The organism is Acidovorax radicis N35 (assembly GCF_000204195.1).
Classification (GTDB): Bacteria; Pseudomonadota; Gammaproteobacteria; order Burkholderiales; family Burkholderiaceae_C; genus Acidovorax; species Acidovorax radicis.
This window is the reverse complement of record NZ_AFBG01000019.1, coordinates 585,888-600,594: the sequence shown is the minus strand read 5'-3', so window position 1 is coordinate 600,594 and position 14,707 is coordinate 585,888. Positions and strand designations below refer to the sequence as shown.

Below are 14,707 nucleotides of genomic sequence, written 5' to 3'. Positions count from 1 at the left end.
CATGACGCAACGCAAAGGCATCATCCTCGCAGGAGGCTCCGGCACTCGGCTGCACCCGGCTACGTTGGCCATCAGCAAGCAGCTGCTGCCGGTCTACGACAAGCCCATGATCTATTACCCACTGAGCACGCTGATGCTCGCCGGCATCCGGGACATCCTCGTCATCAGCACTCCGCAGGACACGCCGCGTTTTGCACAGCTGCTGGGTGACGGCAGCCAATGGGGCTTGAACCTGCAATACGCCGTGCAGCCCAGCCCGGACGGGTTGGCGCAGGCGTTTGTGATCGGAGAGTCTTTTCTGGATGGAGCACCCAGTGCCTTGGTGCTTGGAGACAACATTTTCTATGGGCACGATTTCCATGAATTGCTGGGCAGTGCCCAGCAGCGCACGGCGGGTGCCAGCGTGTTTGCCTACCATGTGCACGATCCGGAGCGCTACGGTGTCGCCGAATTCGATGCCCAGGGCAAAGTGTTGTCGCTGGAGGAAAAACCTGCACAACCCAAGAGCAGCTATGCCGTCACCGGGCTGTACTTCTACGACAACCAGGTCGCAAAGATGGCCAGGAGCCTTAAGCCATCGCCACGCGGCGAGCTCGAAATCACCGACCTGAACCGGCTGTACCTGGAGCAGGGGCAACTGAACGTCGAGATCATGGGCCGTGGCTATGCCTGGCTGGATACCGGCACCCACGAAAGCCTGCTGGAGGCCAGCCAGTTCATTGCGACGCTGGAGCATCGCCAGGGCCTCAAGATCGCCTGCCCCGAGGAAATTGCGTGGCGTTCCGGCTGGATTGACAGCGCCCAGCTGGAGCGCCTGGCACAGCCTCTTGCCAAGAACGGTTACGGCCAGTACCTCCAGCGCCTGCTGAACGACAAAGTCTATTGATCACCCCATGCACTCCATCCGGCAATCCATTCCAGACGTTGTCCTCATCGAACCCAAGGTGTTCGGCGACAGCCGTGGCTTTTTCTACGAAAGCTTCAACCAGCAGGCCTTTCGTGAGGCCACGGGTGTCGAGTGCGAATTTGTGCAGGACAACCACAGCCGCAGCAGCCAGGGCGTGCTGCGCGGCCTGCACTACCAGTTGCCCCCCAGGGCGCAGGGCAAGCTCGTGCGGGTGGTGCGCGGCGCTGCGTTTGACGTGGCGGTCGATATCCGCAAGGGTTCGCCTACCTTTGGTCAGTGGGTAGGGGCGCTACTGACCGAAGACAACCACCGGCAGCTTTGGGTGCCGCCGGGGCTTGCCCATGGTTTTTTGGTGTTGTCCGAATCGGCAGACTTCCTCTACAAGACCACCGACTACTACAGCCCGGAGCACGAGCGCTGCATTCGCTGGGACGATCCACAGCTTGCCATCGCCTGGCCTGCTGTGGAGGCCTCCATTCAGCTTTCGGCAAAAGATCAGGCGGGGCGCTGGTTCGCTGAGGCAGACCTTTGACGACGGCGTTGGGGCCTGTGACCGGTCCTTCGGGCGGTCCTGCCAAGCTGCGGATCGCCCTGTTGGGCGCCAGGGGCATTCCCGCAAGTTATGGTGGTTTCGAGACATTCGCCGAACAGCTTTCGACACGCCTGGTGGCGCGTGGCCACGAGGTCACTGTGTATGCAGAATCCAGCGAGTCGTCCGTCGCAGACACCTTCTACCAAGGTGTTCGCGTGTGCCACAAGCGCCGACCCCAGTGGGGGGCTGCCTCGGTCCTGGCCTACGATTGTGCCTGCCTGTGGGACGCCCGCCGGGGATACGATCTGGTTTACATGCTGGGTTACGGCGCTGCGTGGGCCTGCTGGTGGCCCCGGGTTTTTGGGGTTCCGGTCTGGATCAACGTAGACGGACTGGAATGGGCCCGCAGCAAATGGGGGCGGGGCGCGCGCATTTACCTGCGTTGCATGGAGTGGGTGGCCAGCCGGGTTGCCACACGCCTCATCGCAGATGCCGAGGCCATTGCACAGAGGTTCCGCCAGACCTATCCCAAGGGAGCGCCGTCAAGTTTCATTGCCTATGGTGCTGAATTGGTGCAAGACCAGGATGCAGACCCTTCCTTGCTGTCTGTGTGGGGGCTTCAGGCCCATCGGTACATGCTGGTCGTGGCGCGGCCAGAGCCAGAAAACCATATCCTTGAAATCATCCAGGGTTATGGGATGCATGGCGGTGATTGGCCGCTGGTCATCGTGGGAGACGTGTCTGGTGCCACGGCCTATCAGCAACAATTGCGGCAGCAGGCCAGTGAGCGTGTGCGTTTTGTTGGCGGCATCTACGATGCAGGGCAGCTCGCGAGCCTGCGTGTGCATGCGGCCTGCTACCTGCACGGCCACTCGGTGGGCGGGACGAACCCTTCGCTTCTGGAGGCGCTGGCCTGTGGAAACTGGGTCATTGCGCATGACAACCCGTTCAATCGCGAAGTGGCACGCGATGCGGCCGACTACTTCGAGACCCCCGAGCAACTCGCTCGCTGCTTGGACCTTGTGGTGGATCAGTCGGAAGCCATGCTGCCGCAGCGAAGCCAGCGTGCCCGCGACATCGTGGCAGAGCACTACACATGGGATGGAATCACAGATGCCTATGAAGCACTGATGCATTCGGAATGCCAACCCCATCGCACGGCGACAACAGGTACAGGCGTAGTGTGATTGCCCCGAGGGATGGATCAGCCTTGCACAGCGGGTTGGCCGGGGCTGTCCCGTCCGCACAGCCCCTGGTGGATGTGCTGCTGGCGACATACAACGGGTCGAAATATCTCCATGCCCAGCTCGATTCCCTACTGGCCCAGACGCACCAGAATTTTCGCGTCTTGGTCAGTGATGATGGATCTTCGGATGCGACGCTTGAGATTTTGGAGAACTATCGGGCGCGCTTCGAGGGGCGTTTGGTAGTGGTGCCCAATCCCCATTCCGGGCAAGGAGTGGTCCGGAACTTTGAGAACCTCATGGTGGCCAGCCTGCAAGACGGGCAGGCGGGATGGGTTGCTTTCTCGGACCAGGACGATGTCTGGCTTCCTCAAAAAATTGAGCGATGCTTGAACGAAATGGTGCGGATGGAGGAAGAGGGGGGTGAAGGGTTGCCCTGCCTGGTGCATACCGACCTGACGGTCGTCGATGAGAGTCTGAATGTCATCTCGGACTCCTTCGCCAGATACCAGCGCATGGATCCTCGGCAGTGTTCGCCGCTTTCACTTCTCAGTGTGAATCAGGTGACGGGATGCACGATGATGGTGAATCGCACCCTGTTGCAAATGGCCTTGCCCTTGCCGCGCGAGACCATCATGCATGACTGGTGGTGCGGCTTGGTGAGCGGGAGTGGCCGTCGCCGTTTCGTGCCAGCGCCACTGATCCTGTACCGTCAGCATGGTGCCAACCAGGTGGGCGCCAAAGACCGCAGCCTGAAGACACGCTTGCTGCGTCTATTGACGAATGGCGCAGGGATCGTTGGGCGCGTCAGGGTGCTCGGAGGCGCTACCTACTTGCAGGCGCAGGCACTGCAACTGCGATTGCGAGCCGTGGGGTTGGATGGGGGCTACGTGTCAGAATACCTTGCGTGGAGAGGCCGGCCCTTCTGGGTGAGGATGGTGGGATATCGACAATATTATGTGGGCCCCGAACTGGATCGAATAAGCCGCTGTTTGTTGTGGTTCAAGTAGTTCGATTCTTTGGGTGATATGCATCGTCCCCGGCTATTTGGTGGTTGGAAGAATGTTCAAAGGCGTTAGTAATGAAGCTCTCGGCTGAAGTTGGTGAAGTGGAAAGCGTTGACCTCGCTGCGCCCAGGCTCGGGGAGATGCTCCTTGCGGACCAGAAATTGTCACGCAATGACCTGGAGAGGGCGCTTGAGGTTCAGCGTTCCATGGGCGGGCGTCTGGGGCGTCTGCTTATCAGCTTGGGGCTGGTGTCTGAGATTGACGTGTACTCTGCATTGTCCCGGCAGGCAGGGTTGCCCTTGGTGCGCCAGGACGCCTTCCCGAAGGAAAAACCGGATACATCGCGGTTGAATACCAGTTTTTTGCTGGCCAACAATCTGCTTCCCTTGGGAAACGCGGAGGATGCCGAGTCCACGCCTGATTTTGCGTCGGTAGATCCGAAAAGCGCCGCATTGCGCGATGCATTGCGCCTGGTCTTTGGGGCTGCTCCCAGGGTCTTTTTTGGTCTTGAGTCCGAAATATCCAATCAGCTCAACGCCTGGTACGTCCAGGAGTCGGAGCCAGACGGAGAGGTCGTTGCTGACCAGTTCGAGGCTTCGGAGTTCATTGAGCACCTGAGGGATATGGCCTCGGAGGCGCCCATTATCCAGCGCGTGAGCCATATTCTGTCCCAGGCCGTGGCGGCGCAGGCCTCTGACATTCACATCGAAACCTACGAAGAAAAATCGGTGGTGCGCATACGGGTGGATGGGGAGTTGTATCCCATAGACGAGATTGACAACAAGGATGCGCCAGCCGTCGTGTCCCGTATCAAGATACTTTCGCAGCTCGATATCGCGGAACGCCGCATGCCTCAGGATGGGCGGACCAAGCTGCGTGTGCATGGCAAGGAAATGGACTCTCGCGTGTCCACCATTCCCACCATGTTTGGCGAATCGGTCGTCATGCGCTTGCTGGAAAAAAACTTTGACCTGCTCTCGCTGGAAAGCCTGCACTTCACGCCGCCCACGCTCAAAACCATGCGCCAGTTGCTCAGTGTGCCCCACGGCATCTTTCTGGTGACAGGCCCCACGGGTTCCGGGAAATCCACTACGCTGTATGCCTCGATGCAAGAGCTGGAGGGTGAGAACCTCAAGATCCTGACGGTGGAAGATCCGGTCGAATACCGGCTGCAGTGGCTCAATCAGGTGCAGGTTCAGCCTCAGATCGGACTTACCTTTGCCAAGGTGCTTCGCTCCTTTCTCCGCCAGGATCCTGATGTCATCATGATCGGCGAAATGCGCGATGGTGAAACCGCTGAGATTGCGGTCCAGGCGGCGTTGACGGGTCATTTGGTCATGTCCACGCTGCATACCAATAGCGCGCTCGGGGCCATTGTTCGGCTCATCAACATGGGCGTGGAGCCCTATCTGATCACGGCGTCTGTGATCGGCGTGTTGGCCCAGCGCCTGGTGCGCAAGCTGTGCGAGGAATGCAAGGCGCCTCTGTTGCCAGACCAGGCACAAGCCGCCGCAGCGTCCCTGGGTGTGGCCATGGAAGAGGGCCAGACCATTTATCGGTCCGTCGGCTGTCCTGCCTGTCGGGGCACCGGCTACCGGGGGCGTTTGGCCGTTCATGAGTTGCTGGTCATGACGGAAGACGTGAAGAAGGTGGTTCTTGAAAGAGGTTCTTCGCTGGGGAGCGGAGACGGCGCCTATGCCGGGGGGAACTTGTTGCAGGATGGCGCCACCAAGGTCTTCAAGGGTTTGACAACGGCAGAAGAAGTCCTGCGCGTCGCGCGTCAAAATGATTGAATTTCAATACGATGGAATCACGTCCGATGGCAAGGCTTGCCAAGGGACGATTCGCGCGCTGAACGTGGAGGCTGCGCGGCTGCGGCTCATCGGGCAGGGCGTGACGCCGGTTCGTATTGCGGACGAGTCGGCTGCCGTCGCCCAAGATGAACAGCAAAGCCGGGGCGGCAAGCTCAAGCGCGGCGAGATACTTTTGTTCAGCCGCGAAATGGCGCACCTCAAGCAGGCCAACATGCCGCTCGACAAGGCGCTGGTCATGCTTAAAGAGACCGCAAACACGGAGCGGCTCAAAGCCTTCATTGCCAAGGTGGAGGAAGGGGTGCGGGGCGGCAAGTCCTTGTACCAGTCGCTGCTACCGTTTGAGCGGGATCTGGGGCGCCAATACCTCGTCCTGATCCGGGCGGGGGAAACCTCTGGTTCGTTGGCGGTGGTCCTCAAAGAACTCACGGTGCAGCTGGAGGCGGAAGACAAGTTGCGCAACTACGTCATTTCTTCCATGACGTACCCAGTGATCCTGTTGGTGGTTGCTGTGATGTCTGTCGTGCTTCTGCTGGCGTTTGTGGTTCCCCAGTTTCGAGAGATTTTTGACTCCATGGGTGACAAGCTGCCTTACTCCACTCGGTTGGTGGTCGATCTCAGTGATCTGATCCGCTCGCATTGGATGGCAATCCTGTTAGGCTTAACGGTTGTCCTGTTCTTGGGCTCGCGTTGGAGTGCTACGCCCACAGGGCGTTTGCGTGTGGATAGCGTGCTGTTGGACCTTCCGCTGTTCGGAAAGGTGTTGCGAAATCTGCAGTTCGCTATCTATTTCCGGACGTTCGGTATCCTGCTGCAGCGGGGTGTACCGATGGTGGATGCCTTGCGAATTGCGGTGGACACGTTGACCAATACCGCATTGCGCAAGGATATTGAACCCCTGGTCGGTATTGTGAAAACCGGAAAGCGGCTTTCCACGGGGTTTGTGTCGCAATACTTCGCTAAATCCAGCACTCCGCAGCTTATTCGTGTTGCGGAGGAAACCGGCCAACTCGATATCACCCTGCTGGGGCTGGCTGATCGTTACGAGGATGAAGGTCGGCGCACCATGGGGCGTGTTTTGGCGGCCATGGAACCCTTGATCATTATTGTTTTGGGGGCCTTGGTTGCATTCATCATTATTGCAATTTTGGGCGGTGTCTTGTCGATTAACGACACGATTTGATTGTGAATTGTTTGAGAGATTTTGATATGAATGTAGAGAATTCTGGCCGCAAAGTAATGGCACGAGCGCAGCGCTCTTCGGGCTTCACGCTGATTGAACTGCTGGTGGTTCTGGTGATCTTGACGCTGCTTGCAGGGCTGGTGGGGCCCAAAGTGCTCGATCAGCTCGGCGGCGCCAAGTCCAAGACAGCCCGTATTCAAATCTCGGAAATTGAGCAGAGCCTGGACCTTTTTAAATTGGATGTGGGCCGTTATCCCAATGACGCCGAAGGGTTGCGCGCTCTGGCGGACCGGCCCGCGACGGCCCAGGGATGGAATGGCCCATACCTGAAGAAGGGCCTGCCTTCCGATCCTTGGGGCGCTGCCTACCTGTACAAGAACCCGGGGCGTAATGGTGGGCCGGACGTGTTCTCTTTGGGGGCAGATGCCAAGCCGGGTGGTGATGGTGAGAGCGCGGACGTTTTCAACTGACCGTCCTCTCGCGTTTGTCACCTTGCAGTGCTGTCCAGTAACTTGCCTCGCATGAGACGCCGTTCGTCGGCGCTAGCCTTCCGCTCCCGTGGTTTCACCCTGCTGGAGCTGCTGGTTGTACTGGTGCTGGCTGCTATTACCGTTTCGGTGGTGGGAGCTGGAGGACAGGCATTCATGGAGCGGTCGCGCTACAACCAGACGGTACGGGATGTGTCCAGCCAGCTCAACAAGGCGCGCGCACTCAGCGTCCAGGAGGGGCGGTCGGTGACCGTGACCTACCAGCCAGAAATTCGCAAGTTGGTGGTGGATGGTCGGGAGTCTCTGGGGGTGCCGGAATCACTGGTGGTCCAGTGGGAGGCCATCGAGCGCAACCCTCGGTCTGGCAAGGGCGCGGTGGCAGCCGGAGAGCCAATTTTTGTGTTCAATTCTGACGGTGGAGCTCGCGGTGGGCGGCTTGCAGTGCTGCGAGGTGGGCAGGGTGTCACCTTTCGTGTGAACTGGCTGCTTGGAACCGTGGAGCAAGGCATGGCCGTGCCCCAGTCATGACCGTGACGTGCCGTTTGACGCCTCTGTTTGATCTGCCTCTCCCATCATTCAGGCGAGTGCCTCGGAAGCAGTGGGGTTTTAGTTTGTTGGAGGCCCTGGTGGCCATGGCAATCGCTTCCATCGCGCTGGCAAGCCTTTATCGAAGCGTGGGGCAAGGCTCCAAGAATGTGGTGGACGTAGAGGCTCGCGTGGAGGCATCCCTGGTGGCCCGGTCGGCGTTGGCCGCTGGAACCTTTGCCGAAGATTTGATGCGGCAGGACTCCGGTCAGTCGGGCGTTTGGCATTGGCGCATTCAGGTGACGCCTGAACAGGTTCCGCTGATGGAAGAGAGTGGCCGTCCGGCGCAGGGGGCGCCTTTGCGTGCCGCGAGGGTCACCGTGGAGGTCAGCAAAGACGGAGTGACAGCGGTCACGTGGACCACGTGGAAGCCCTACAGGTCTGCACCATGATCCACGGCTTTCGAAAATCCTCCCGGGGTTTTACCTTGTTGGAGTTGCTGATTGCATTGGCCGTCACGTCTGCCGTGGTTGCATTGATGTTCGCGGGCGTGGGGGTGATCGGGCGTTCTCAAGAGCGCAACCAACGTGTCATTGAGCGCTCTGAACGCATGCTGGTGGTCAGTCAGTGGCTCGGTCGCAAGTTCGATACCCTCCGCTTGTTGAGCCGGCGCGACGAAAATATCTTTGTGAATTTTTTCAGCGGCAATGCGGCAGGTGCGATCTGGGTGGCGCCTTTGCCGGAGCGTGGGGATGCGGGGGGGCTCTATGTATTCCGTACGACCCCCCTGCGCCATGGGGATGGGCGAGTCGATCTGTCGGTAGAGGCCGTTCCTTATGACGGCGCGCTGATGGCGCTAGATTGGAGTCGGGCCTTGCGCGAGACGCTTTTGACAGACGTGCGGACCCTTCAATGGCATTACCAAGACGGTCAAACGGGCCAGTGGACTCAGCAATGGGACTCCGCCAAAGCTTATTACCCAGCCCGGATTCGGGTTGAAATTGCCGATGCGCGGGGCGATTGGCCTTCACTGGTGTTCCCTCTGGTGAGGGCAAGATGATGGTCAGGTGGGCACGGGGCAGCCGGGGCGCTGCGCTGATTCTTGTGCTGTGGTTGGTGGCATCCCTGTCATTGGTGGTGATGGCGAGCGCGCGTGGGGTTCGCCAGCAGACGCAGCGCGCGGCCCTGGATCTGGAGCGTTTGCGCGTAGAGTCCGTGCTGGATGCGGCCATCCAGCTAACAGCGCAGCGAATGATGGTCGAGAAGACAGCAGACAGCTGGTACCGTATTCAGCGCTTACCCATGGGGTCGAATGACATCTGGGTGGAGATCACGCCATCTGGAGGGCTGGTGGATGTCAATGTCGCCAGCGAAGCCTTGATGCAGGCGTTGTTTCAGAGAGCCGGGCGTCTTTCGTCGGGGGAGGCAGCCATTCTGACGTCACGTGTGCGGGACTTTCTCGACCCTGACGATACGCCAGGCGGCGTGGGTGGGGCTGAGTCTGCTCAGTACCGCGCGGCTGGCTGGCCCTCCATGCCCCGAAACGGAGCCCTGGACGATCTTTCCGAGCTGAGGTCGGTTCTGGGAATGACGTCTGAGCTCTATGAGATAATCGCGCCCCACTTGGGTATCAACGGGCAGCAACGCATCGAAATCGATTCAGCCCCCCCTGCCCTGATCGATGTCCTGACGGGACAGCCAGGTTTAGGGGCGCGCATTCACAACTCCCCACCGGAAACGCGGGCTGGCGTGCTCTTGACCGGAGCCGCCGCAGATTTCTTCGCGCCTGCCCGGGCGGGGGGGGGGCTAACGGTGCGCCTCAAGGCGTTGGTGCGAGCCGAAGGCGATCGCTGGTGGCAGCGTGAAGCATGGGTCGATCTCAGCGAGCGCCCTGGCGGATTGACCCCCTGGACAACGCTCTCGTTGGAGCCAACACGCCGCTTAAACAAGCTGGAACAGGAATTCAAGCCATGACAGGTTGGGGGCAGCTATCTCTTCGTGCGCAAACAGCGCTGGACCGAATGGCCTGGGGTTTCGGCGATCTCAAACGCGTCCTCATGGAGCATCGCGCCTGGCCCGCGGTTGCGAGTGCGGCGATGGCGTCCGATGGTGGGAGGTGGACTGTCACAGCAACACACGTGCGCAAGCGATCCAACAACCGAAAGGCTTCCAGCTTGCTGGTGCCGGAGTCGGATTGCCTGTGGGGCACGGTGCAGTTGCCGAACATGCCGAGGCGCTCTTTGGCGGGGGGGGTTGAAGAAGCCCTTTGGCGGGTTTCTCCGATGCCTCCGGAGCAGATTGTGGCTGCCTGGCGGGCCGAGCCCCAAGCCCAAGGTGGATGGGTGGTGGAGTGGGGTATGTGCCGGCGCACCACCTTGACCCAACAAATGGCGAACCACGGTTTTGCAGAGAATGCGCCTGTCTATCTGATGCGCCAGGGGCGAGCCCTCCCGGTCCGCAGCGCTGCATGGCGCAAGCAGGACCGCCACCAGCGTTGGATGGATTGGGGGGGGGGCATATTGCTGCTGGTATTGCTCGCAGTGCTGTCGCTGCCCGCGCTCATGCCACTGGTCTTGAAGCGCCAGGCGGTGGTGCGTGCCGTTGAGCATGTCAGCATGCTGGAGCCCAAGGCGGCGCCTTTGCGCCAGAAGATGGATGAGTTGCGTCGCCAGGCTGAACTGGCGGACGAACTTCGCAAGAACATTAGTACGGATCTACCTCTCGCCAGTGTCATTGACGCGCTGTCGGTAGCCATTCCTGCCGACACGTGGCTGGACCGCATTGAAGTCAATGGCAGCGAGATCAAGATTACGGGTTTGACGGCGAACGCCACGGAACTCATTGGGCACCTGGGGCGCCAGTCTGGTTTGGTCGATGTGCGTGCTACGGGGGCCAACGTGCGCGACGGCACCCTGAACAAGGAGCGCTTTACCTTTGAGATGCGCTGGCGAGGTGAGGGAGCAAAGCCATGAAAATGAATGTGTGGCGTCGCCGTTCGGTAGTTTTTCTGCTGCTGCTGTTTGTTGGTGCGTTGGCTTGCGCCGCATTGGTCTATAGAACCCTCTGGGTCCGTTACGACAACGCCTTGCAGCAGTTGGAGCCTCGCAGCGAACGTCTCGAAGGGGTTGTGAATGCCGGTTCCGAAATCGAAACGCTGCTTGGTTCTGCGAGCAGCACTGTGGCGCCCTTGTTGCACCCTGCGGGTGAAACTTCGCAAAACGATATCCAGCAAAAGCTTCGCCAAATGATCATGGCTTCTGGCAGCACGCTGGTTTCATCCCAGGTTGCGCTGGAGCCTGGGGTGGATGGCAAGCTGGCGCGCATACGACTTACTGCGACCGTCAGCGGCGAATGGATCAAGCTGGTGAGTTTCATGGAAAATCTCCAGACGCACCGCCCTCCTTTCTGGGTGCGCACTGCCAACATCACGCGTGAGGGGGCCAGTACCGGCGCTGGGCCGCAAAATGCACGCCTGTCTTTGCAACTCGAAGCCCCCTTGGCGCCAGAGAAGGCCAAGCCATGATCAAACCTTGGTACCTTGGCCCCGTTTTGGGTGCCGTAGCTTTGGCTGCGAGCGTCTACTGGTGGCATGCCGAAAAAGAACGCTGGGTCCCTCCACCGGCACGTAGGCCTGATCTGCCGAAGGTCGAGCCTATGCCGCAAGCGATAAAGGTCCGTGCGAAGCAGGCTGTCGAGCAGCCTTTGTTGTGGATGTCTCGGCGTCCGGTGGCGGTGGATGTGAAAAAGAGCAGTCTGGTCACAGAGTTGATGCAGTCACGCCTCACCGCCGTGCTGGAGTCTGGCGGCGACCGGGTCGCCATCTTGCAGCGCCCAGATGGCAGCACCCTCAAGATCACCGGGGAAACCAAACCCTGGCGAGTTGAATCCTTTGATGGCCGCAAGGCATTCTTTGTGTCTGCAGATGACCAACGCGTGGATCGCCCACTGGAAGCCGGAAGTGCTGCGACCGTGAAGGCCGGGCCGATCGGTGATCGCCTGCGCAGGCCTGCAACAAATCAGTAAGCCCCTGTGGCATACCCCAATATTGGAGCTATCTCTATGAACATTCGGCCTTCCATACTTTTGCTCGCGTTGCTGGCGGCAGGCTGTGCCAGTACGCAGGGTGGTCCTGCGGCGTCCAGCGCGGCAGAGTCCAAGGTCACGGTTGCAGGGGCCTCGGGCCCATCGCAAGCTGCCGCTACTGTGGCGCCTACGCCGGTGGCGCCAAACGCCGTACAGGCAGCATCATCGGCCGGGGAGCAGGCGCAAAAGAGTGCATCTTCCAGTACGAAGCTTTATCCCGGCAACGACCAGTTCTTCAAGCGCGACAAGGCGCCTGTGGTTGATCCAGTCCTTGCCAAGGGCGACAAGGTAGCTCTCAATTTCGAGAATGTCTCTGTCAGCAACCTGGCGGTGGCGTTGCTGGGCGATCTGCTCAAACTCAACTACACCATCGATGCAGGCGGAGACACGGTGGTAAGCCTGCATACGCGCCAACCGCTGGCGCGCAATCAGGTGCTGGATGTGTTGGATGCAGTGCTGTTGCCCCACGACCTTGCCATCGTTCGCGACAACGCGGGGGTCTACCACGTGACCAAACGCACTGTCACACTGGGCGCGCGTCCGGTGGTCGGGGCATCTAAATTCAAGGACCTCTCGGGTGCCGGAACGGTCATCGTTCCCTTGAACCACATTGCAGCGGCCGAAATGGCCAAGATTCTGGCGCCCATCGCACCGCGTGAGGCCATCGTCTACGTGGACTCCATGCGCAACTTGCTGGTGCTGCAGGGCAGCAAGGCCCAGTTGGGTGGCTGGCTGGAAATGGTAGAAGCGTTCGACGTGGACTTTCTCTCAGGCATGTCGCTCGGGGTGTTCGTACTGGAAAACGCCAACGTCAATGTGGTGCGTGATGCCCTGCAGGCGATGCTAGGCTCCGACAAATCCTCCGATCCCTACGGTGGTGGTAGTGCCGCTCCTGCAGGGGGCGCCGCGCCCAACGCCGCAGGTGGCGCGGCCGCAGGTGGCAATGCCAGCGGTGCGGGCGCCCAGATGGCGACCCCACTGGGTGGCTTGATTCGCGTCTTTCCAGTTGAACGCCTGAATGCTCTGGTCGTGGTCACGCCGCGCAGCCACCTGTTGGCACAGGTGGAAACCTGGATTCGCCGCCTGGACCGCCCTACCGACACTCTGGAAGCCAGCCTGTTTGTGTATCCGGTGCAAAACGGTTCAGCTTTGCAGTTGGCGGAGATGCTCAATGGTTTGTTCGGTGGCCAGTCCGGGCAAGCCAAGTCGGGAGGCGTGGCAGCAGGGTCGGCGCCCACGCAGTTCTCCCAGGGGGCTGGGATGGGGGGCTCCGGCTTGGGTACGGGCAATACGGGTAGTTCCAGCAGTCTCTATGGCAATACCGGCAGTGCTGGGACGGGCGGCAGTCCCATGGGCGCTGCACTCGGGGCTGGTGGAAACAGGGCATCTTCCAACAACACGTCCCTCACATCGACGAGTCAATTGGATGGCAACGTACGTGTGGTCGCAGACGAGAAGCGCAACGCCTTGCTGATTCGCGCGCCGCGCACCGAATACCGCCGCATCGAGCAGGCGCTGCGCGAATTGGACAGGGCTCCAATGCAGGTGTTGATCGAGGCCAGCATTGTGGAGGTGAGCCTCACGGGCAACCTCGAATACGGCGTGGAATGGTATCTGCAGAACGGTCTGAGCAGGGGCCGCCAAGGCGAGGCGTTGTTGGACCTCGGCACCAGCGGTATAGGCCCTAAAGTTCCTGGTTTTTCGTACTCCATCAGCAAGGCGGATGTGGTTCGCGCCACGCTGAACGCCGTTGCCACCAAATCACAAGTGCGGTTGTTGTCCAGTCCGTCGATCTTGGTTCTGAACAACCACACTGCCAACATTCAGGTCGGACAGCAACAACCCATTCTGAGTTCAACTGCGGCCGCTACTGGCGGTAATTTCATCACTCAGTCCATTACATACAAAGACACTGGGGTGCTGCTCTCCGTCACGCCATCCGTCAATGCGGGGGGATTGATTTCCATGGATATTTCGCAGCAAGTCACCGATGTGGGTGAGGAGGACGATGTGACAAAACAGCGGTCCTTTCAGACCCGGCAAATACAAACGCGTGTCGCAGTGCGTTCCGGCGAGTCCATTGTTCTCGGGGGGTTGATCCGTGAAAATGACAGCAACACTCGTAGCGGTTTGCCGGGGCTTGCAGACGTCCCATTGTTGGGAGCCCTGTTCTCCAATACGTCAAACCAGCGTAACCGCACGGAGCTGCTGGTGCTGATGACGCCCCGCGCCCTGGAGGACGATGACCAATTGCGTTCGGCCAGTGCAGAGATGCGCGAACGTATGCGTTCCTTATCCTTGCAGGCCCAACCAATGAGTTTCCGCCCGCCAGATACCCCTTTGCAACCCCCGCGCTGACTGCGCCTGGCTGCTATGGCCCTAGCCAGCGTCACGCATCCCATATATAGATAGTTAATCAGGAGATTCTTTACATGACAAAACCTGTTACCCGTCGTCATCTCGTCGTGGCCCTGGCAGCGCCTGTGGTTCTAGCGGTGCTGGTGGGCTGCGCCGCCACTGGGGGGGCAGTGGTGTCGGCCGAGGATGACCAGGCGGCACTTCTAACGCGCGCAAAAGCGTATTGGGCGCTCATTCAGAAAAATGACCGTGTAGGCGCCTGGGCTTATGAGGAACTGTCCAAAGACCCGAACGCCACGCTAGAGGCCTATCTCAAGCGTGGAGGCATTGCGTTCGACGGCGTGGAGGTTCGCGGAGTGCGCAGCATTGAGGGCGATCGCGCAGTGGTGAATGTGTGGATGCGCTACTCGTTGCCATTGCTACGTGTGAAAAAACAGGAGGCGGTCGCCGAAGATGAGTGGCGTCGCATTGATGGCGTGTGGCACCATGTGCAGCGCCGCAGTGTCATGTTTCCAACAGCTCAGTGATACTTCGTTGTTTGAGTGCAACAAACGCGCATGCAGTGGGTTTCTCGTGGAAATAGGTTGAAAAAATCAAAGGTATCAGTATAAGATTGCATCAACCCAAAC

16 protein-coding genes are annotated in these 14,707 nt (G+C 59.8%); all 16 read left to right on the top strand.

The window, feature by feature from the left end:
* Window position 1: 1 nt before the first annotated feature.
* The 16 genes from rfbA (at window position 2) to ARADN35_RS0112440 (ending at window position 14,605) form a co-directional block, all read left to right on the top strand.
* Window positions 2-886, top strand: coding sequence for a glucose-1-phosphate thymidylyltransferase RfbA (gene rfbA / locus ARADN35_RS0112515; protein ID WP_010462605.1), 885 nt, complete (start codon window positions 2-4; stop codon window positions 884-886).
* A gap of 7 nt (window positions 887-893) precedes the next feature.
* Window positions 894-1,439, top strand: a complete 546-nt coding sequence (rfbC, locus tag ARADN35_RS0112510; protein WP_010462603.1) for a dTDP-4-dehydrorhamnose 3,5-epimerase — start codon at window positions 894-896, stop codon at window positions 1,437-1,439.
* Complete coding sequence (locus tag ARADN35_RS0112505; protein WP_050812504.1) at window positions 1,436-2,626, top strand: DUF1972 domain-containing protein; 1,191 nt, start codon at window positions 1,436-1,438, stop codon at window positions 2,624-2,626. The genes rfbC and ARADN35_RS0112505 overlap by 4 nt, the downstream gene beginning before the upstream one ends.
* Before the next feature lie 68 nt (window positions 2,627-2,694).
* Window positions 2,695-3,633, top strand: coding sequence for a glycosyltransferase family 2 protein (locus ARADN35_RS26295; RefSeq protein WP_100199426.1), 939 nt, complete (start codon window positions 2,695-2,697; stop codon window positions 3,631-3,633).
* Window positions 3,634-3,704: 71 nt separating this feature from the next.
* On the top strand, window positions 3,705-5,423 hold the full coding sequence (locus ARADN35_RS0112495; protein ID WP_010462596.1) for a GspE/PulE family protein: 1,719 nt from the start codon (window positions 3,705-3,707) through the stop codon (window positions 5,421-5,423).
* Window positions 5,416-6,624: a type II secretion system F family protein gene (locus ARADN35_RS0112490; RefSeq protein WP_010462594.1), complete on the top strand. Its 1,209-nt coding sequence runs from the start codon at window positions 5,416-5,418 to the stop codon at window positions 6,622-6,624. The genes ARADN35_RS0112495 and ARADN35_RS0112490 overlap by 8 nt, the downstream gene beginning before the upstream one ends.
* Window positions 6,625-6,650: 26 nt before the next feature.
* Window positions 6,651-7,094 (top strand): type II secretion system major pseudopilin GspG, encoded by a 444-nt coding sequence (gspG, locus tag ARADN35_RS0112485; RefSeq protein WP_035196999.1) that lies wholly within the window; start codon window positions 6,651-6,653, stop codon window positions 7,092-7,094.
* A gap of 51 nt (window positions 7,095-7,145) precedes the next feature.
* The gene (locus tag ARADN35_RS26290) at window positions 7,146-7,640 is read left to right on the top strand and encodes a pilus assembly FimT family protein (RefSeq protein WP_035197001.1); all 495 of its coding nucleotides are present in this window, start codon (window positions 7,146-7,148) and stop codon (window positions 7,638-7,640) included.
* Between the two features lie 56 nt (window positions 7,641-7,696).
* Entirely contained in the window at window positions 7,697-8,089 is a 393-nt protein-coding gene (locus ARADN35_RS0112475; protein WP_029413981.1) for a type IV pilus modification PilV family protein, read from the top strand.
* Entirely contained in the window at window positions 8,086-8,697 is a 612-nt protein-coding gene (locus ARADN35_RS0112470; protein ID WP_010462586.1) for a prepilin-type N-terminal cleavage/methylation domain-containing protein, read from the top strand. The genes ARADN35_RS0112475 and ARADN35_RS0112470 overlap by 4 nt, the downstream gene beginning before the upstream one ends.
* Window positions 8,694-9,611 carry a type II secretion system minor pseudopilin gene (locus ARADN35_RS0112465; protein ID WP_010462584.1) on the top strand — a complete coding sequence of 306 codons (918 nt, stop codon included), beginning with the start codon at window positions 8,694-8,696 and terminating at the stop codon, window positions 9,609-9,611. Before ARADN35_RS0112470 ends, ARADN35_RS0112465 begins: the two co-directional genes overlap by 4 nt.
* Before the next feature lie 164 nt (window positions 9,612-9,775).
* Entirely contained in the window at window positions 9,776-10,609 is an 834-nt protein-coding gene (locus ARADN35_RS0112460) for a PilN domain-containing protein (RefSeq protein WP_244265898.1), read from the top strand.
* Window positions 10,606-11,160 (top strand): GspMb/PilO family protein, encoded by a 555-nt coding sequence (locus tag ARADN35_RS0112455; protein ID WP_010462579.1) that lies wholly within the window; start codon window positions 10,606-10,608, stop codon window positions 11,158-11,160. Before ARADN35_RS0112460 ends, ARADN35_RS0112455 begins: the two co-directional genes overlap by 4 nt.
* Window positions 11,157-11,660 (top strand): hypothetical protein, encoded by a 504-nt coding sequence (locus ARADN35_RS28380; RefSeq protein WP_181147537.1) that lies wholly within the window; start codon window positions 11,157-11,159, stop codon window positions 11,658-11,660. Before ARADN35_RS0112455 ends, ARADN35_RS28380 begins: the two co-directional genes overlap by 4 nt.
* 36 nt (window positions 11,661-11,696) lie before the next feature.
* Window positions 11,697-14,078 (top strand): type II secretion system secretin GspD, encoded by a 2,382-nt coding sequence (gspD, locus tag ARADN35_RS0112445; RefSeq protein WP_010462575.1) that lies wholly within the window; start codon window positions 11,697-11,699, stop codon window positions 14,076-14,078.
* Window positions 14,079-14,152: 74 nt separating this feature from the next.
* Window positions 14,153-14,605 (top strand): hypothetical protein, encoded by a 453-nt coding sequence (locus tag ARADN35_RS0112440; RefSeq protein WP_010462573.1) that lies wholly within the window; start codon window positions 14,153-14,155, stop codon window positions 14,603-14,605.
* Window positions 14,606-14,707 lie beyond the last annotated feature (102 nt).